This is a genomic window from Anaerotaenia torta (assembly GCF_050433395.1).
GTDB lineage: Bacteria > Bacillota > Clostridia > Lachnospirales > Lachnospiraceae > Mobilitalea > Mobilitalea torta.
Map to the genome: position 1 here is coordinate 10,950 of NZ_JBNPXH010000005.1, position 19,832 is coordinate 30,781.

18 protein-coding genes are annotated in these 19,832 nt (G+C 48.6%); 8 read left to right on the plus strand and 10 right to left on the minus strand.

The genetic code is table 11. The features are described from left to right. The 7 genes from HNQ56_RS09595 to HNQ56_RS09625 form a co-directional block, all read left to right on the plus strand. On the plus strand, positions 1-997 hold a 997-nt coding region (locus HNQ56_RS09595), incomplete at its 5' end, for a hypothetical protein (protein ID WP_429145023.1). Positions 998-1,092: 95 nt separating this feature from the next. Continuing rightward, positions 1,093-2,190 (plus strand): pyridoxal phosphate-dependent aminotransferase, encoded by a 1,098-nt coding sequence (locus HNQ56_RS09600; protein ID WP_429145025.1) that lies wholly within the window; start codon positions 1,093-1,095, stop codon positions 2,188-2,190. Between the two features lie 79 nt (positions 2,191-2,269). Then, entirely contained in the window at positions 2,270-2,395 is a 126-nt protein-coding gene (locus tag HNQ56_RS09605) for a hypothetical protein (RefSeq protein WP_429145026.1), read from the plus strand. A gap of 115 nt (positions 2,396-2,510) precedes the next feature. Continuing rightward, positions 2,511-2,936, plus strand: coding sequence for a MarR family winged helix-turn-helix transcriptional regulator (locus tag HNQ56_RS09610; RefSeq protein WP_429145028.1), 426 nt, complete (start codon positions 2,511-2,513; stop codon positions 2,934-2,936). A 36-nt stretch (positions 2,937-2,972) separates the two neighbouring features. Beyond that, entirely contained in the window at positions 2,973-5,216 is a 2,244-nt protein-coding gene (locus HNQ56_RS09615) for an ABC transporter ATP-binding protein (RefSeq protein ID WP_429145030.1), read from the plus strand. Further along, complete coding sequence (locus HNQ56_RS09620) at positions 5,209-7,086, plus strand: ABC transporter ATP-binding protein (RefSeq protein ID WP_429145032.1); 1,878 nt, start codon at positions 5,209-5,211, stop codon at positions 7,084-7,086. Before HNQ56_RS09615 ends, HNQ56_RS09620 begins: the two co-directional genes overlap by 8 nt. Before the next feature lie 17 nt (positions 7,087-7,103). Continuing rightward, a complete protein-coding gene (locus tag HNQ56_RS09625; RefSeq protein ID WP_429145034.1) occupies positions 7,104-7,367 on the plus strand; it encodes a DUF2164 domain-containing protein in 264 nt (87 codons plus the stop codon). 71 nt (positions 7,368-7,438) lie between these two features. On the opposite strand, the gene HNQ56_RS09630 is transcribed toward HNQ56_RS09625, so the two are convergent. Then, a complete protein-coding gene (locus HNQ56_RS09630) occupies positions 7,439-8,593 on the minus strand; it encodes a glycoside hydrolase family protein (protein ID WP_429145036.1) in 1,155 nt (384 codons plus the stop codon). Positions 8,594-8,779: 186 nt separating this feature from the next. On the opposite strand from HNQ56_RS09630, the gene HNQ56_RS09635 reads away from it, so the two are divergent. After that, entirely contained in the window at positions 8,780-9,580 is an 801-nt protein-coding gene (locus HNQ56_RS09635; protein ID WP_429145038.1) for a helix-turn-helix transcriptional regulator, read from the plus strand. A gap of 190 nt (positions 9,581-9,770) precedes the next feature. Here the strand turns inward: HNQ56_RS09635 and HNQ56_RS09640 are convergent, their stop codons facing one another. The 9 genes from HNQ56_RS09640 to HNQ56_RS09680 all read right to left on the minus strand — a co-directional run bounded on the left by HNQ56_RS09640 (position 9,771) and on the right by HNQ56_RS09680 (position 19,822). After that, a complete protein-coding gene (locus HNQ56_RS09640; RefSeq protein WP_429145040.1) occupies positions 9,771-11,603 on the minus strand; it encodes an ABC-F family ATP-binding cassette domain-containing protein in 1,833 nt (610 codons plus the stop codon). A gap of 149 nt (positions 11,604-11,752) precedes the next feature. Continuing rightward, the gene (locus tag HNQ56_RS09645; RefSeq protein ID WP_429145041.1) at positions 11,753-13,051 is read right to left on the minus strand and encodes an adenylosuccinate synthase; all 1,299 of its coding nucleotides are present in this window, start codon (positions 13,049-13,051) and stop codon (positions 11,753-11,755) included. Positions 13,052-13,181: 130 nt separating this feature from the next. Next, positions 13,182-13,880, minus strand: coding sequence for a zinc dependent phospholipase C family protein (locus tag HNQ56_RS09650; RefSeq protein ID WP_429145043.1), 699 nt, complete (start codon positions 13,878-13,880; stop codon positions 13,182-13,184). A gap of 12 nt (positions 13,881-13,892) precedes the next feature. Beyond that, entirely contained in the window at positions 13,893-14,327 is a 435-nt protein-coding gene (locus tag HNQ56_RS09655; RefSeq protein WP_429145045.1) for a dUTP diphosphatase, read from the minus strand. Then, entirely contained in the window at positions 14,321-15,226 is a 906-nt protein-coding gene (locus HNQ56_RS09660) for a LysR family transcriptional regulator (RefSeq protein ID WP_429145047.1), read from the minus strand. The genes HNQ56_RS09655 and HNQ56_RS09660 overlap by 7 nt, the downstream gene beginning before the upstream one ends. A gap of 151 nt (positions 15,227-15,377) precedes the next feature. Beyond that, positions 15,378-16,508, minus strand: a complete 1,131-nt coding sequence (locus HNQ56_RS09665; RefSeq protein WP_429145049.1) for an aldo/keto reductase — start codon at positions 16,506-16,508, stop codon at positions 15,378-15,380. A gap of 84 nt (positions 16,509-16,592) precedes the next feature. After that, positions 16,593-17,057, minus strand: coding sequence for a pyridoxamine 5'-phosphate oxidase family protein (locus HNQ56_RS09670; protein WP_429145636.1), 465 nt, complete (start codon positions 17,055-17,057; stop codon positions 16,593-16,595). A gap of 241 nt (positions 17,058-17,298) precedes the next feature. Beyond that, positions 17,299-18,894, minus strand: a complete 1,596-nt coding sequence (locus HNQ56_RS09675; RefSeq protein ID WP_429145050.1) for an ABC transporter substrate-binding protein — start codon at positions 18,892-18,894, stop codon at positions 17,299-17,301. A 28-nt stretch (positions 18,895-18,922) separates the two neighbouring features. After that, positions 18,923-19,822, minus strand: a complete 900-nt coding sequence (locus HNQ56_RS09680; RefSeq protein ID WP_429145051.1) for a carbohydrate ABC transporter permease — start codon at positions 19,820-19,822, stop codon at positions 18,923-18,925. Positions 19,823-19,832: the final 10 nt, after the last annotated feature.

Sequence of the window (19,832 nt, forward strand, 5' to 3'; positions counted from 1 at the left end):
GAGGAAAACTGAGACAACTCTCATTAATGAGATGGACAAACGCATCGATGCCAGAGCCGAGAAAACTGAGACAACTCTCATTAATGAGATGGACAAACGCATCGATGCCAGAGCCGAGAAAACTGAGACAACTCTCATTAATGAGATGGACAAACGTATCGATGCCAGAGCGGAGAAAACTGAGGCTACTCTCATTAATGAGATGGACAAACGCATTGATGCCAGAGCGGAGAAAACTGAGACAACTCTCATTAATGAGATGGACAAACGCATCGATGCCAGAGCGGAGAAAACTGAGGCTACTCTCATTAATGAGATGGACAAACGCATCGATACCAGTGCCAAAGAAACCAGAACAATTCTCATTAATGAGATGGACAAACGCATTGATGCCAGAGCGGAGAAAACTGAGGCTACTCTCATTAATGAGATGGACAAACGCATTGATACCAGTGCCAAAGAAACCAGAACAATTCTCATTAATGAGATGGACAAACGCATTGATACCAGTGCCAAAGAAACCAGAACAATTCTCATTAATGAGATGGACAAACGCATTGATACCAGTGCCAAAGAAACCAGAACAATTCTCATTAATGAGATGGACAAACGCATTGATGCCAGAGCGGAGAAAACTGAGGCTACTCTCATTAACGAGATGGACAAACGTATCGATACCAGTGCCAAAGAAACCAGAACAATTCTCATTAATGAGATGGACAAACGCATTGATGCCAGCGCAAAGAAAATCGAGTCAACTTTCACTACGAAGATGAACAAACGATTTGCACAATCAGAAAATCTGATACTTGATGAGCTGGACAGAACCAGAAATATAATAGAGGGTAAGATTGTGAACATCCAGAAGAATGTGGATGATCTGACTCAGTATTACCGGATTACCAAACTGGAGAATGATTCCTCTCTCTTCACACTCCATATGATCGATGAACTCAGAAAAGATTTTGAAGAGTTCAAGCAAAAAATCGCCCAATAGAGAACCGGAGCAATAACTATCTAGTCAAAAGTCAATCAAAGAGTAAAACAAAAAGCTCAGATGCATTGCAAAACGAGGACAAAGGAGATTTCATCATGATTAAGCATACGGATCATTTCCATGGCAGTGACCTGGAAACCATAGAAAAAATATATGGCATAAAGAAGGAGGAGATTATCAGCTTCTCCGCCAACGTAAACCCATTGGGCATTTCCCCCAAGCTCAAAGCCTCCCTGTCCCAGAAGATCGATGCCATCATGAGCTATCCTGACCGGGAATATGCTTCCCTGCGCCGAAGGATTGCGGAATACGTCCGCACAGATATGGAAAATATCATCGTGGGCAATGGCTCTACCGAGCTGATCTCTCTCTTCATCCAGATCAAACGCCCCAGAAAGGCCCTAATTATCGGCCCTACCTATTCCGAATATGAGCGTGAAATAGCCCTGGGCGGCGGAAGCACCCGCTATTACCGTTTGGAAGAGGATCGGGATTTTATTCTGGATATCTCCTCCCTGGAGCAGGAGCTGACCGAGGACATTGAGCTTCTGGTTATCTGTAACCCTAATAATCCCACCTCGTCTGCGATTACCAGGAATGATATGCGGAAGATCCTGGATATCTGCAAGCAAAAAGGCATCTTTGTCATGGTTGACGAGACCTATGTGGAGTTTGCCGAGGATGTTCATAAGATTACCTCCTCCCCTCTCACGGGATATTACAATAATATCATCATCCTGCGCGGCATTTCCAAATTCTTTGCCGCACCCGGATTGCGCTTGGGCTATGCGGTCTGCGGCAATGCCGATTTGTTAAAGGAGATGAACCAGAGAAAGAATCCCTGGACCATCAACAGTCTGGCCGCCATTGCCGGTGAGATCATGTTCACCGATGAGGGCTATATTAAGGACACCCGGCAGCTGATTGCCGGTGAGAGAATCCGGATCAGCAGAATTTTATCCTCCTGTCCAGCAATAAAACACTACCCTCCTACCGCTAATTTTGTGCTTGTTAAAATATTAAAAAATGAGATTACCTCCATGGATCTTTTTGAAGCGGCCATAGAAAAAGGCCTGATGATTCGTGACTGCTCCACCTTCCCTTTCCTTGACAACAAATTTATCCGTTTTTGTTTCATGAAGCCTGAGGACAACGACAAGCTGCTGGATATATTGCTGGATCGTCTGAACTAACCATGAGAGCCGCTCGTATCAAAGCTTCTGTAAACGTCATCTGCCATACACACAGCCTGCGGATCATACCGTCCTGTGTATGGCAGTTTTTCTTTTCCCGGTAACTCTGGTATTCTCTGTTGGCGTAGGAGAAAAATTAAATATATATAAATTAAGCGGCCTGCCGGTTATTAAAAACTTTACAAATGGAAATATTGACATATAGTCCTACCGTGCTATAATACATATTAATTAGGCTCCTAAGTAATTCTTGCTCTGCACAGAAAACATACGGCCTGATAGATATTGACACAATTTCTAAGGAGGAGATAGGAAAACTTATGAAACCCGAAATAAAGCAGCTGCTTCACAGCTTCACGGAGATTTTCAAATTATTTCGTCAGCATTCCTACCAGCGGATGAGCGAAACCAATCTCTATCCGGGTCAGCCTGAATTGCTGCTGTTAATTCGGGAGAAGGAGGGTCTTACCCAGAAGGAGCTTGCCAAAAAGCATTTTGTAAAGCCCTCATCCATCACCGGTATGCTGAACAAACTGGAAGCAAACCAATATGTATACCGTGTCCCGGATGATACCGACAAAAGAATAATGAGGGTATATCTTACCCCTGAGGGCAGGAATCTGGCTAAAAAAGGGGAGCTGTTCATGCGGAATGCGACAGAACGGCTGTTTGACGGCTTCAGCGATGAAGAGCTGCACACCCTTTTGCATCTTACGGATAAGATTAAGGCTAATCTAAACAGATAATTTTTAAAATCGATACGATCCAAGAAAGGAACTCCTATGCTAAAGCTTTTTAAATTTTTGAACAAATCAATTACCGCAATTTTGTTTGTTGTAATTTTGCTGGTAATCCAGGCTTTCAGTGACCTTTCCCTGCCCACCTACACTTCGGATATCATTAATGTAGGTATCGCTAAAGGCGGTGTGGAAGATACCGTGCCTGATGCCATTCGTGCTTCAGAGCTGGATAAACTGGTTCTGTTCCTGGATGAACCCGGCAAAGCTCTGGTACTCAGCCATTTTACCCTCCTTCAGCAGGAGGATTACAGCACTAAGGAATGGTCCGATTATGGGAAGAAGTACCCTGTCCTGAGCTCCGAGGCCGTTTACCTGTGGGATGGACAAGAGGAAGAGGCTCTCACAGACGCTTTGTCCATTCCCATGATGATGACACTCTCCCTCGAAGGAGACAGCGAAGCCTCCCAGGAGATGAAGCAGCAGTTTCTGGCAGGTTTCCCTGCCGAAATGACCCAGGGTAATCCGGATCTGTTCCAGCTGCTGGCCACGCTTCCTGCCGAAGCGAAAGCCGCCATACTGGCATCTGCCTCCGAGAAGCTGAAGGAGATGCCGGAGATGCTGCTTACTGCCGGCGCTAGTGCCTATGTCAAGGCCGAGTATCAGGCACTTGGGAGAAACACGGACCGGATGCAGATCAATTACATTCTGCTGGTCGGCCTGAAGATGATTGGTCTGGCACTGGTAGCGATGCTGGCTTCCATTCTTGTCACCTTTCTTTCCTCAAGAATTGCAGCCAGATTGGGCCGTGATCTGAGAAACGGGGTATTTAAGAAGGTTCTCTCCTTCTCCAGCCAGGAAATGGACCAGTTCTCCACCGCTTCCCTGATTACCCGCAGCACCAATGATATCCAGCAGGTGCAGTCCTTGATTGTGTTCCTGATCCGGATTGTAATCTACGCCCCCATCATGGCAGTCGGCGGCATTATCAAGGTAATGAATACCAATACCTCCATGTCCTGGATCTTAATCGTGGGCGTGGGAGCCATCTTTATCCTGATCGGCATATTGATGGTGGTCGCAATGCCCAAATTCAAGATAATGCAAAAACTAGTGGACCGGATCAACCTGGTTACCCGTGAGATCATCACCGGACTTCCCGTTATCCGCGCCTTTAGCACCGTTGATTATGAGGAAAAGCGTTTTGACCGTGCCAATCTGGATGTAACGAAGAACTCTCTTTTTGTCAACCGGGTTATGACCTTCATGATGCCGGTGCTGATGATGATTATGAATCTTATCTCCCTTCTGATCCTGTGGGTCAGCGCTAACCGGATTGACGCCGGAACCATGCAGGTGGGTGATATGATCGCCTTCATTCAGTACACCATGCAGATCATTATGTCCTTCCTGATGCTTACCATGGTCTCCATTATGCTTCCCAGAGCTGCCGTAGCGGCAAAGCGCATCGATGAGATCCTGCAGACAGATACTTCCATCAAAGACTCCGGACAGGATGAGCCGGCCAAGGCGGGCATGAAGGGACTCCTGGAATTTCGCGATGTATCCTTCCGTTATCCGGGCGCCGAGGAGGATGTTCTCTCCGGCATCAGCTTTACCGCCAGACCGGGGAAAACTACGGCGATCATCGGAAGCACCGGAAGCGGCAAGTCAACCCTGATCAACCTGATACCCCGATTCTACGATGTCACCGGAGGCTCCATCCTGCTGGACGGAACGGAGATCACAAGGATGAAACAGCATTCCCTGCGTGAGAAGCTGGGCTTCGTGCCCCAGAAGGGCGTACTGTTCACTGGAACCGTAGAATCCAATATTACTTTCGGCGCTCCCCATTCAACTGAAGAAGAGGTAAAGCGGGCTGCCCGAATTGCTCAGGCCACAGAATTTATTGAAGCAAAGCCGGAAGGCTATCAATCCCCCATCGCCCAGGGCGGAACGAATGTGTCCGGCGGACAGAAGCAGCGTCTGTCCATCGCCCGTGCCATTGCCAGGAATCCGGAGATCTATATCTTTGACGACAGCTTTTCCGCACTGGATTATAAAACGGATTCTGTTTTAAGAAAGACCCTGAAGGAAGAGCTTACGGACAGCACCGTTCTTATTGTGGCCCAGAGAATCAGCACCATTATGAATGCGGAACAGATTCTGGTTTTGGACGACGGACGTATTGTCGGCAAAGGAACCCACAGAGAACTGCTTAAGAATTGTGAAGTATATCAGCAGATAGCTTCTTCCCAATTATCAGAGGAGGAATTAAGTTATGAGTAGAGAAGAGAATAAGCAAGAGGCACCCCTTAACCAGGCGCCGACCGGCAGAAGACCCAGAGGCGGCCATATGGGGCCCCCCGGAATGATGCCCGGTGAAAAAGCCAAAGATTTTAAAGGTACCATGAAAAAGCTCTCCGCCAGCTTATCCAAATTCCGTTTCGGCCTCATCATGATGCTGATCTTTGCCGTGGGAAGTACTATCTTTTCCATCGTAGGCCCCACCATCATGGGTGATGCAACCACTGTCATCTACAATGGGCTGATTGATAAAATCAACGGAAAAGGCGGGATCGATCTCACCGCTCTGTCCAGAATTCTGATGATCCTGATCCTGCTCTATGGAGTGAGTGCTCTGCTGAACTTTGTCCAGGGCTGGATTATGACAGGAATCAGCCAGAAGGTATCCTACAAATTCCGCCGGGATATCTCGGAGAAGATTCACCGTATGCCCATGAATTACTTTGATACCACCTCCCATGGCGAGATTCTCTCCAGAGTGACTAACGATGTGGATACCCTCAGCAACAGCCTGAACCAGAGCCTGCAGCAGCTCATCACCTCTGCCGTTACCATCGTAGGTGTACTGATCATGATGCTGCGCATCAGTGTAACCATGACTCTCCTGGCTCTGCTGATTCTTCCTGTTTCAGTTATATTGGTAAGCCGGGTAGTGAAGAAATCCCAGAAATACTTTGCCCAGCAGCAGGAATATCTGGGTCATGTTAACGGCCAGGTGGAAGAGGTCTATGGCGGCCATAATATTATCAAGGTGTTTAATAAGGAGGAGGATTCCATCCGGGAATTCGACGAGAAGAATGAGAAGCTCTATGAGTCCGCCTGGAAATCCCAGTTCCTGTCCGGACTGATGATGCCGGTAATGCAGTTTGTAGGCAACGTAGGCTATGTGGGTGTTGCCATCCTGGGCGGTTACCTGGCAATTCACGGCAAGATCGAGGTCGGACAGATCCAGTCCTTCTTCCAGTATATTCGTCAGTTCACCCAGCCTATTAACCAGCTGATGCAGGTTGCCAATATGTTCCAGTCCACAGCTGCCGCCGCAGAGAGGGTGTTTGAATTCCTGGCTGTGGAAGAAGAGGTTCAGACTGTGGAAAATCCGGTTTCCATCGAGGGGCTGAAGGGCAATGTGGAATTTAAACAAGTGCGGTTTGGCTATCATCCGGATAAGATTATTATTAATAATTTCAGCACAAAGGTTGCCAATGGACAGAAGATTGCCATCGTTGGACCCACAGGCGCCGGAAAAACTACTATGGTCAAGCTGCTGATGCGGTTCTATGACATTAACAGCGGAGAGATTCTCATTGACGGCCATAACATCAAGGATTTTAACCGCAGTGATCTGCGCAGGATGTTCGGCATGGTGCTTCAGGACACCTGGCTGTTTACCGGAACCATCATGGACAATCTCCGTTACAGCAGGCTGGATGCCACTGATGAGGAGGTAATCCGGGCGGCAAAGGCGGCACATGTGCATCACTTCATCTCTACCCTGCCCGATGGATATCAGATGGTGCTCAATGAAGAAGCCACCAATGTGTCCCAGGGACAGAAGCAGCTGCTGACCATAGCCCGGGCAATTCTGGCAGATCCCAGAATACTCATCCTCGACGAGGCCACCAGCTCCGTGGATACCAGAACTGAGATTTTAATTCAGAAGGCCATGGACAATCTGATGAAGGGAAGAACCAGCTTCATCATTGCACACCGGCTGTCTACCATACGGGATGCCGATCTTATTCTTGTCATGAATGAAGGGGATATTGTGGAGCAGGGTACTCATACGGAGCTTCTGGCCAAGGGCGGATTTTATGCAAACCTGTATAACTCGCAATTTGAGAGAACAGCATAAAAAGGAGGGTATTCCCCATGAATAAGAAAACAAATCCCCTGGGCATCAATTTGCCGCTGGAATTGAAGAAAAAGTTTTTGGATGAAATTATATACTATTTTGAGACAGAGAGGGACGAGAAGCTGGGAGTCCTGGCTTCCGAGGGTATTCTGGATTTCTTCCTGGAGAATCTGGGTCCCTATCTTTATAATAAAGCCCTGGAAGATGCGAAGTTCTGGTATGGTAAAAGAATGGAAGATGTAGAGGCTGACTTCTATACCCTCTACAAACAGGAACGGTAATTCCCAAAATACGATAAAAGGCCAAAAGGCAACGGACCGTTTGAATATGCTGTCCGTTGCCTTTGCCTCTATTACCAGAGAAGAATATCATTCCCTTTTAATTTAAAGATAGCTTCCATGAAGAAATAATCTCCATAGATAATATTAATGTGCTTGGTTCCATGGTACGCCTCAGAGCATTTCTCCAGAATGCAGTCATTCTCCCTGCTCCAGTTGCATCGGTTCTCATCCAGGGCCTTTAACAGCTTCAAAGCTGCATTCAGATACAGATCCTTCTCCCCGTCTCCTACGGCCCGTGCAATTTCGATGAAACCGCAGGCGGCAATTGCCGCTGCCGTGGAATCCTCCCAGAGGTCTTCCCTGGGCTGTCTGAAATCGATGGGTATCAGGCCGCTCTCCGGTATGTTGGCGATAAAATAATGAGCTATCCGTTTTGCTGTGTTCAGGTATTCTATCTTGCCGGTGCGAATATAGCTCAGGATAAAGCCATAGATTCCCCAGGCCTGCCCCCTGGTCCAGGAGGAACCATTCTCATAGCCCTGTCCGCCGTGGGTTCTCACCACCCCGCCCTGCTCCGGGTCAAATTCCACAATATGCTCCGAGGAACCGTCCGGTCTGATGAAATGGTTCATCGCCGTATCCGCATGGATGACAGCGATCTGCTTAAACCTGGGATCTCCCGTCATCTCCGTAGCCCAATGCAGCAGCGGAACATTCATCATACAGTCAATAATTGCCCAGCCCGTGTTATCACTATAAGGGTTGCTGTTCCAGGCACGGATAAAGCGTCCGGCAGGATTAAAGCGCCCGGCCAGAAGATTGGCCGCATGCATTCCTCTTCTCTTCCCATCCTCCGCTTTGGTCAGGCGGTAATCGGCAACCGCAGTTAAAAGCCACATAAAACCTACATCATGGTGAAGCCCGTAATAATCCTCCAGACACTGGTCCAGCTTCTCCTCCGAGAACCTGGCTATCTCAGCATACCTCTCTTCTCCGGTCTCATGATACATCAGCCACATCATTCCGCCCCAGAAACCATTGGTCCACCAGTTCAGTCCGTCCGACTTTTGCATATCACGGTCACTTTCGCTGCAATTATCATGAGTGCCGTTCATGGTCGTATAGGGAATCTTATTCTTCGACTTCTCGCTGACCCATGCCATCTTCTCCCTTATCTTACCTGCTGCAGCTTCCACCCACTGCCTGTCCAATTCCTTCAACATCATTCCTGCTACCTCCAATTCTTATAATACCAAACCTGCTATTGTTACCATGCTGACCGGCTGAATAGTTACTTCCGTTAGACAATATAATAATACTTTTCAATACGGGCAGCAATGTATTATAATGTTATTAATAGATCTTTCCTGCTTTTTTATCAACTCAGCTTTTTACCGAAAGGAGGCCGCCCTATGATTACCGTAATGAATTGCGGGCACGATTCCAGGCATAAGACAAAATTCCACATGCTCCGCAAAACCGGGGTCCCCAACTATATCCTGCTGCTGGTAAAAACCGAGGCTTTCTTTGAGCTGAATGGTTCCATAGAAACCACCGCTCCCAATATGGCTATTTTATTTGACCGCAACAGCTATATGCATTATGGCAGCAAGCACAGCTTTTATAATGATGATTGGATTCATTTTGACATGATCGGCGAGCCCGGCTTGCTGGAGCAATTGCACATTCCCTTCCGGCAGCCCGTCTACCTTCCTCAGATCAGCCAGCTGTCCAATTATGTCCGTATGCTGGTTCAGGAAAGCCATGCCGACACCCCTCACCGGCAGGAGCTTCAGGATGCCCTGATGCGGCTTCTGTTATACAGTCTGGACTCCCAGATTACGGCCCTTCCGGCAATGGCAAACGCGCATAAGCATTACCAGAGAATTCATCAGCTCCGCATCAATATCCACAATACTCCTCATAAGAAATGGACGGTGGATGCCATGGCGGAGTATGTCCACATGAGTCCTTATTATTTTCAGCATTTGTATAAGAAGCTGTATCATATCTCCTGCATACAGGAGGTAATTCTGGCACGGATAGAACGGGCGAAGTTCTATCTTACCACAACGGATATGTCTGTTCGGGAATTAGCGGATTCCTGTGGGTATGAGAATGAAATGCATTTCATACGGCAATTCAAAAAAAAGGAGGGGCTTACCCCCACCCAATTCCGCCGGTTATATCATGAGCATCAACCCAGCCCATAATGATGTCCATGCCTCACACCGCACAAATCACCATGAAAATACCGCCTGGATCCGGTTTTCCTCCCGCTTCTTTCAACCTTATTACTTCAATTAAAAAATCGTCCTATACAATAGCAGAAAGGAAGACTTCAGCAATCCTATACAGAAAGACTGTTGAAGCCATCCCTTCTCCAAGCTTTGCGGCATTCTATTAATTGTTCCTGGAAGCTTCAATCTGCTCCGCCAGATCGTTCAGATACACCCAGCGCTCCATCTTCTCCTCCAGTTCCTTCTCCAGTGCTTCCTTCTGCTTTATCAGCTCATTTAATCTGGAATAGTCCGCAGCGGCCTCCGCTATCGCTTTGTCCGTTTCCTCTAAGCTTGCCTCCAATGCGGCAATGACTTCATCAATGGTGTCATATTCCTTTTGCTCCTGGTAAGTGAACTTCGGCTTGCTGCTCCTCTGCTTCCAGGCGGCACTGCTGTCCGGCTTGGATTCCCCGGCAGCCTTGGAGGCGTTCCCTGCTCCCGGCTTTCCGGGAACCGCACTGCCGGCCTCACGCAGCCTCCTGCTTTCTTTATAATCTGTAAAATTCCCCTCATACTGCCGGATGCTCCCACCCTCAAAGGAGAATATTCTCTCTGCCATCTTATCCAGAAAATAACGGTCATGGGATACAGAAACAACGATACCCGGGTAGGTCTCCAGATAATCCTCCAGAATCGTCAGAGTCTGGATGTCCAGATCATTGGTAGGCTCGTCCAGCACCAGAATATTGGGTGCCTCCATCAGCACCTTCAATAGATACAGCCTCCGCTTTTCGCCGCCGGAAAGCCGGGCGATCTGAGTATATTGCATGGAGCCGGGAAACAGAAAACGCTCGCACATCTGGGAGGCCGTCGCCGTGCCCTCCGAGGTCTGGATGTATTCCGCCGTATCTCTGATATAGTCAATCACACGGAGACTTTCATCCATATATTCATTCTCCTGGGAGAAATATCCCAGCTTAATGGTACTTCCGGTCTCTACGCTTCCCTCATCAGGAGGGAGCATTCCCGTTATGATATTTAACAGGGTGGATTTACCGCAGCCATTAGGCCCTATGATGCCGATCCGGTCACCGGGCAGAAGGATGTAGGAGAAATCACGGAATAAGCTTCGTTCGCCGAAGCCCTTGCTTATCCCTGCCACTTCTATGGTCTTCCTGCCTATTCTGGCCGACAGGGCATTGATCTCCACCTTCCCGTCTGTTTCAATGGTCTTACGGTCCCGTAATTCTTCAAAACGCTGGATATGGGCCTTCTGTTTCGTGGAACGGGCTCTCGCTCCCCGCTGCATCCATTCCAGCTCAATACGGAAGAGGCTTCGGGCCTTCCGCTCTGTAGCCATAAGCATATCCTCTCTCTCCGCCTTAAGCTCCAGAAACCGGGAGTAATTCACCTGGTAGGAATAGATACTGCCCTTGTCCAGCTCCAGTATCTTATTCGTTACCTTATCCAGAAAATAGCGGTCATGGGTTACCATAAGAAAGGCTCCCCGGTATTTGATCAGATACTCTTCCAGCCACTCCGCCATCTCACTGTCCAGATGGTTGGTCGGCTCGTCCAGCACCAGTATCTCTGCCGGAGTCAGAAGCGTGCGCACCAGCGCCACCCTCTTTCTCTGTCCGCCGGACAAGATTTCGGGAGATACCTCCGGGTCGGAGATGCCGAGCCTTTGCAGCATGGCCCTCGCCTCTCCCTCCAGATTGCGGTACTCCTCCTCCGCTTTCTGGTTCAGAAGGACATTCTGAAGGACGGATAGCTGATGGTCAAAGACGGGATTCTGGGACAGGTATCCGATACGGACCTTCTTTCCCCTGATCACCGAACCGCTGTCCGGCTCCTCCAGCCCCGCAATTATTTTAAGAAGGGTGGATTTCCCCGTGCCGTTGATTCCGATCAGCCCGATTTTCTCACCCTCATTGATTCCAAACGTCACATTGTCAAACAGCATCCGCTCCGTATAGCTTTTGCTCATATTTTCAACTGTTAATAAATTCATAGACTAACCTTTCTGTGCTTTATTTCAAAATGCGCACACCCTTCGGTCGGCGCAGTCAAGCATGTTCATCGTATCACAGGATGGCTGCAAAGTCCAGGTAAAAAAACACCTCCGAATTCCAAATCAATGAGAATCAGAGGTGTGTCTTCCTACTTTCCGCTGAGCGGTTTGCTGTTGGTAAAGATGATATCCTCCCTTCCCGGTCCGTTGGAAATCATGGTCACGGGAACCTCCAGCTCTTTTTCAATGAATTCGATATATCTTCTGCAGTTTTCCGGAAGCTCTTCATAGGTTCTGATTCCCCGGATATCGGTCTTCCAACCCGGAAGGTATTGATATACCGGCTTTGCCTTGGCCAGCGTAACCGTTGCAGGAAAATCCTTTGTTACCTTCCCGTCCATTTCATATCCTACGCAGACCGGAAGGGTATCCAGATACCCCAGAACATCCAGTACGGTCAGAACAGCCTCGGTTGCTCCCTGCATTCTGCAGCCGTAGCGGGACGCCACCGCATCAAACCAGCCCATTCGTCTCGGCCTTCCGGTTGTTGCTCCGTATTCGCCGCCGTCGCCGCCGCGCCTTCTTAATTCCTCCGCCTCATCCCCGAAGATTTCACTGACGAATTCACCGGCTCCTACCGCCGACGAATAGGCTTTTACTACTGTGATGATCTCCCTGATAGCATAGGGGGGAATTCCTGCACCGATGGCTCCGTAAGCAGCTAAGGTGGAGGAGGAAGTGACCATGGGATAGATGCCGAAGTCGGGATCCTTTAATGCTCCCAGCTGTCCTTCCAGAAGGATATTCTTCCCTGCCTTGATTGCATCATGCAGAAAGGCAGATACATCACATGCATAGGGTTTCACCAGGTCTGCGTATTCCAGCAGAGTCCGGTATAATTCCTCCGGATCAAGGGCCGGCTTGTGATACATATGCTCCAAAAGAACATTTTTCATTTCACAGATACGGAACACCTTTTCCCTTAAAACTTCTTCATCAAATAACTCAGATACCTGAAAACCGATTTTTGCATATTTATCCGAATAAAAGGGGGCAATCCCGGATTTTGTAGAGCCGAAGGATCTCCCTCCCAATCTTTCTTCCTCATACTGGTCAAACAGGATATGGTACGGCATCATTACCTGTGCCCGGTCTGACACCAGAATTCTGGGAGCCGGTACGCCCCGGTCCACTAAGGATTGAATTTCCTTCACCAGATAGGGGATGTTCAATGCTACGCCGTTTCCTATCACATTCGCGGTGTGATGATAAAATACTCCGGAGGGAAGCAGGTGAAGTGCAAATTTACCATGCTCATTGATAATCGTATGGCCGGCATTGCTGCCGCCCTGATATCTTACAACGATATCCGCTTCCTGTGCCAGCATGTCCGTGATCTTGCCTTTTCCTTCATCGCCCCAATTAGCGCCTACAATTGCTTTCACCATATAAAATCCTCCTTGGCTGATATACCCGGTCATAAATACCTATGACAGTTACTTTCTGAGTATAAACCAAGGAGGCTGTATAAGTAAAATCAATCCTCATTATGTTTGTTATAACAATTCCTTATGCCATTCAAGATATCCGGAAGGGACTTTCCTTCCCGGCAAGCTTCTCTGCAATCGCCCGCGCCGCCTCCTGTATAAATTCCATGGTTCTGGCATAGCTGATATAAACCGGCTCCAGGAATTCATGCTCCTCTTCAAAATGATACCTCAGCAGCCATTCCTTTGAGTCCTTCATCTCCTGAACGCTCAATAGTTCGCCAACGGAACAGACCGGTGTCTGCTCAATACAACGACGGATTCCTTCCATCTCTTCATAGTTCTTCACCAACAGAAGGTCATTTCGGTTCATATCCCTGAGAATAAATTCGAAGAACCTCCGGTCCTCCTGAAGAATCCCCATATTCTCCATGATCCGGCAGAATTCCCTGCGGACCGTGAGCAGGAACAGTTCGTCCGTTAAGATATGCGCCACATAGCCTCTGTACAAATCCTCCAGACCGTCCCCGCGTTCCCGGTTTTCGGCGGCAAATTTCTCCAGACGTCTGCGATAAACCGCCTGATGCTCCTTTTGCGCAAATTCCTGATCCGGTATATCATCCCGAAAATGTGTGTGCTTTTTATATGCCCTGATATATCCTTCCCTCGCATGGATCGCATCCGGCGCCAGGTTGCCCAGATAAAACAGCCCTTCCCGGCGGATACCTGCCTCCGGGAATTGCTTTATTATCTCCCTCGCAATTACCATGTGGGTCATCAGCCCTGCCATAACACCCCTCCACTATTGCTTTCCCGTACTCCCATGTCCGCCGCGGTTCTGGTTCCCCAGCTCTTCCACCTCGGTAAATTCAATTCCCGGCTGGTGCTCCATAATACGGAACTGGCAGATACGGTCATTCGGCTCAATCACGGTATCCCTCATGGCTAATGCAGGAAAGAACCACTGATCATTATCCCCGCAGTAGCTTTCATCCACTATCCCCATGGAATTCACCTGAATAATCCCGAAGTTCTTATAGGTGCTGCTTCTGGGCACCACATGGGCCTCATATCCCTTGGGCAGCTCGATTGCAACCCCCAGGGGAATTAATTGAAACTCTCCCGCCTTCAGCTCCACCCTGGCGGCGGCACGCAGGTCGATCCAATCCGATTTGTTCTCGATATACTGCAGCTTCTCAAGCTGCTCATTAAAATATTTGATTTTTATATTCAGCATAGTAACTCCTTTATCTGCGGGTCAATGGTTTCCAATAATTCCTTCGCTGCCGTAGATACCGGATTCGTACGGCTTGTTACAATACAGAAATGCCTCTTGGGCATCTCCTTCTCAAATCTCAGCCGGAATAGCTCCCCCTTTTCCAGCGCCTCCTTTGCAAAATCCTCCACAACACATCCGATTCCCAGGTTACGGACTGCGAATTTTACAATCATGTCGCTGGTGGCCAATTCAAACTCCGGTTTCATCTCAACTCCGTTCTCCCGCAGGAATCCGTCAATATACCGCCTGGTGCTGGTATTGTGCTCCAGGCAAATTCCCGGCAGCTCCTCCAGTTCCCTCCAGGGAAGTGTAACGCCCTTGAGCTTCATAAAACGGCTGCCTGCCACAAAGATATCCTGTATGGTCCTGACCCGGGCAGCCTCTATTCCCGGCCTGGTTTCAAAGGGTTCACTGACAACGCCGAAATCAATCCTGCCGCTGTGCAGGTATTCCAGGGTCTCCGGTGTGGGTGCGTTGGTTACCGTTACCTTGATGCCCGGATACCTCCCATGGAACTCTTCCAGATATGGGAGCAGATAGAATTGAAGCGTCATATCACTGGCTCCGATCCGAATCTCACCATTCTCCAGGTCAAGCATCTTCCGGAACTTCTCTTCTCCCAGCAGGATGTACTCATAGCCCTGTTTTACATAGCTGTACAGCATCTCTCCCTCCGGTGTCAGCTTTACCCCTTTGGCTAACCGCGCGAAGAGTCTGCTTCCCAGGCTTGTCTCCAGCAGCTTGATCGCCTGACTCACCGCCGGCTGGGAGATGCACAGCTCCTCCCCTGCCTGGGTAAAGCTGCCCGCCCTTGCCACATAATAGAAGATACGGTAATATTCCAGATCAATATTCATAGTGATTCTCCTTCTGGATCTATAGTTCCTTATCGATGGGATTTCTCCTGGCAGTAAGACCTCTCCTGGCAACGAGACCGGGAATCCGGATTACCCCATGATTCCCGGCCTCATTGCCGCTTAGCTGCTTATCTGACAAACCGGCCGGCTCTTACACCGCACAGGCCGCGTCCAGTTCTTCCTGCAATACCTTTAAATCCTCCCGGATATTCAGCTTCTGGGGGCAAGCCTCCTCACACTGACCGCATTCCACGCAGTTATGTGCCTTCGCCTCATCCGGAATGTTCTTCCACTGCCATTTCAGCGTCCCGCCGTTCTGATAGATGCCGTAATGGTTCCAAATGGAGAAGTTCCTGGGAATATCAACACCGGCAGGACAAGGCATACAATAAGCACAGCCCGTACAACCGTTCTTGACTCTCCTCTTCAAGGTATCGGCCGCCTCTTCCACTGCCCGCTTCTCCGCATCATTCAGAGCAACAAACTTGCGGAAGGTCTCGATATTATCCTCCACCTGATGCTCATCGGACATGCCGCTGAGAATCAGCTTTACATTGGGCAGAGAGCCCACCCAGCGGAGCGCCCAGGAGGCCATTGACTTATCCGGTGCAATTGCCTTCAGCGGCTTCGCGGCATCCTCCGGCAGTTCGGCCAGAGAGCCTCCCTTGACCGGCTCCATAACAATCACCGGAATACCAAGCTTCTCTGCCAGCTCATATCCCTTCATGCCGGCCTGCTCCTCTGTATCCATATAGTTCAGCTGTATCTGGCAGAAATCCCAGTCACGGTAAGTAAGGATATGTTCAAAAGCTTCATAATCATCATGGAAGGAAAAGCCCAGATATCGGATCCTTCCCTCAGCCTTCAGCCGATCCACGATCTCCAGCACTCCCAAGCTTACCATTTTATCAAAACCCTCCCTGCCCAGGGAATGAAGCAGATAAAAATCAATATAATCCTTGTTCAGCTTGGTCAGCTGCTCCTCAAAAAGCGCCATTACATCCTCTGTCTTCTTCACCTTCCAGCAGGGAAGCTTTGTCGCCAGATAGTAAGACTCTCTGTCGTATTTCTCCAGAGCCTTTCCGGTGAATATCTCACTATTCCCCTCATGATATGCATAAGCCGTATCAAAATAATTAACCCCGTTCCGATACGCATAATCCATCATCTTCTCCGACCTGGCCTCATCAATGCTGCCGTCCTCATTTTTCGGAAATCGCATACAACCAAAGCCAAGTAAGGATGTCTCTACTCCCAGTTTGTCCATCTTCCTGAATTCCATAGGTAACCTCCTTCTTCCTATCTCACTGTAATAATCAAATGATCCTATGTCTCCTGTATATTATTACATGTATTCTTTTATAGTTCAATGTATTTCCTTATCCTTCTGATAAAATTTATCCTCTTCCTTCGGAGGAATACGGAAGGTCTCGGACTTAAAGCTGCTGTAATACCTGCCTTCCCTGGCAGTAAATTTAAGTACGCAGTAATCCGGGTCCGCGGCCCCCAGAGGATAGTACATGGTATCTCCGGGAAGCCAGATCCTCTCTTTGCTCTCTGCATCCTCAAGAACCTCCATGGTTCCCTTCAGCATAACACCGCGGTAAAAACGCCTGTCACTGAAATAGATGCAGGCCATCGGATTGCTCCTGTATTGCTCCACCCGCAGGGAGGAGGTGTTGGTTGAGAAATAAAACTCTCTGATGCCCTCCCTCTTCCTTGGCGCATACATCGCCTTCGTGTTCGGATAGCCCTCTTCATCAACTGAACTGATATAAGCAATTGTCTGCTTGTCGATCAGATTACCAATGGTCTTCTCGGAATCCCTCATCATAGATACTCCATTTCCGCCCTCTGCCGGCCTCTCTTCCCTCCTCTGTGCATATCTCTCCAGTCCGGGACATACACAGAACATTTGTACTTATTTAGCATAATACATGCCCCTTCAAAAAGCAATACGGAAACTGGCGGAAAATCAATATGCTTCCCGCCGCAGAGTGTTACTCACTCCTTCCCGGCAGGAAGCATATTCGTTCTCATAAGCCAAACAGCTTACAGCAATCTGTTAATTCTTACTTTACACTTTCCAGGTAAGCAGCAACCTGAACCTTGACTTCATCCATAATCTTCTGTAAACCGGCTGCTTCTGCCTGCTTGTTGAACTCAGCCAGGGTCTTTTCCACATCCTCTACCAGACCCAGATCCAGCAGGGGTGCATACTGGGTGTATACGCTCTGCAGGCTGGCCAGCTCATTCTTCACATTGGCATCATTAAAGGAGAAGGCTGCTGTCGGTCCCTCGACTGCTTTTAATTTCCATTGGTCAGCTATATTCACCTGATCGGCAAAGGTATCTTCCCTGTTCATCTCATAGATATTGTTCTTGAGTCCCCAGGAGAAGCCGTTACCAAAGGGGTTCTTGCTCATATCATCTCCAGGTGCCCATATACCGTCCGATACCACCTTATAGTGCACGCCTTCGATACCGTGACGTACCAGATAGTACAGGTCCTTATCAAATTTCAGCAGATCCAGTGCCATGAACGCACGCGCCTGATTCTGGGAGTTGGCAAGCACTGCCACACCGTCTCCTGTATATGCGGCGAAGAAACGGTTTGCCTCCGGATTCAAATCATAAATCTCCGGCTTCCACTCAGGATGGTTCTTCTCAACCTCGGATGCCACTGCTCCGACAGTTCCCAGGTTCTGGGAGAAGGAGGCACTGGTTCCGTTGAGGTATGCTTCTTTTACATCCGTAGCATTGGCAATTGCGCTCCTGGACCAGAAGCCTTCGTCAGCCCATTTCTTCATAAGCTTTGCATAGTTGAGATATTCCTCTGTTCCATAGATCCAGAACAGATCCTCGGCACTTACCTGATCCGAATATTTGTAGGAAATATAGTTTACTAAGGTTCCTTCAATTCTTACCCAGTCATTTTCCGCATACAGCTCAATATTTTTAGAGGTGTCATTATTCTGGGATGCGTTATAGGCAAAGGATACGCCGGAATCCGGATCTGCTGCCACTGCCGCATAATATGCTTCCAGATCAGCCAGGCTTTTCAGGGGCTCCAGGCCGTATTTCTCCCTCAGATCACCGCGGATCAGAATGGCATTGGCGCTGACATTGGCCATATTACAGGGAACAAAATATATCTTATCCCCAATCTTGGCCTGTCCCCAGGATGCCTCGGACTGACCTGCCTTGTGCTGGGGCATATAATCTGCCAGCACCTGGTCTGTGATCTCCGCAAAGGCTCCCTTGCTGGCCTCCGACTGGTAGAACGCCCAGGTGGAGGTATAGATCAGATCTATATTCTCACCGCCGGCGATGGTCAAAGCATACTTGGTGGAATAATCACTGAGGGACATATTCTTCAGTACCAGAGTGGCATTGATCTTATCCTTTAATATCTTATTCACTTCTGCCAGTACCAGATCCTCGTCCTCTGTCTTGTCCCCGATATAGTACATTACCAGCTCCACAGGCTCGGATACATCCTGTCCGTTATAGGTCAGTGCCGGTTCATTGGCTTCTGTGCCGGTGGGGGCCGGTGTGTTTTCTCCAGCCTCTTTGCCAGGCTTTGGTTTCCCGGCACATCCGGCCAGGAGCGACAAGGATAATATCCCTGTCAGAAGCAGTGCAATCAACTTCTTTGTTTTTTTCATAACTTAAACCCTCCTATATTTCATTCTATTAACCTTTCACAGCTCCCAGCGTCAGTCCTTTTATGAAATATCTCTGCACAAAAGGATATAATAAGACGATGGGCCCTGTTACTACTACTGTCAGTGCCATTTTCATGGACTCAATGGGCACGGTGTCGATTACCATTCCCGACTCCGCCGCAATCTTGCGGAGCTCCTTGGCATCATTGATCAGCTTATATAGCTGATACTGCAAGCTGTAAAGATGATTATTGTTGATAAACAGCATGGAATTATACCAGTCATTCCAGAAGGTCAGTGCCGTAAACAATCCGATGGTGGCTACAACCGGCTTGGACAGGGGCCAGATCAGTCTGAGAAAGATAGAAAAATCCCCTGCTCCGTCTATTTTTGCCGCTTCCGTCATTTCAAAGGGTATTCCTGCCATAAAGCCTTTCACCAGCAGGATGTTCCATACCGATACAATGCCCGGCAGGATCATGGCCCAGATGCTGTCCTTCAGATGCAGGTATCTTACGCAGAGAATGTACCAGGGCATCAATCCCCCGCTGAACAGGGTGGTGAAGAAATAGAAGAAGGACAGCTTATTCCTCCATTCAAAATCCCTTCTCTGCAGTACATAGCCCGCCATGGTATTTAAGAATACACTCAGGATTGTCCCTACCACCGTAACAAAGGTAGTAACCCCATAAGCCCGGATGATTGCCATCGGACTTTGAAAAATCGTCTTATAGCTTTCAAAGGACCAATCCTTGGGCCAGATACTGTAACCATTGCGTATGATATACGACTCCGAGGTGAGGGAAGACCCGATTACAATCAAAAACGGGATCAGACACAGCGCCGCAAAGAGGAACAACAAGGGATAGCCGGCAGCCTTAAAGCACAGCACATCCTTTGGCATCTTCGATTTGTTTTTTCTGTTCATCCTTGTTCCT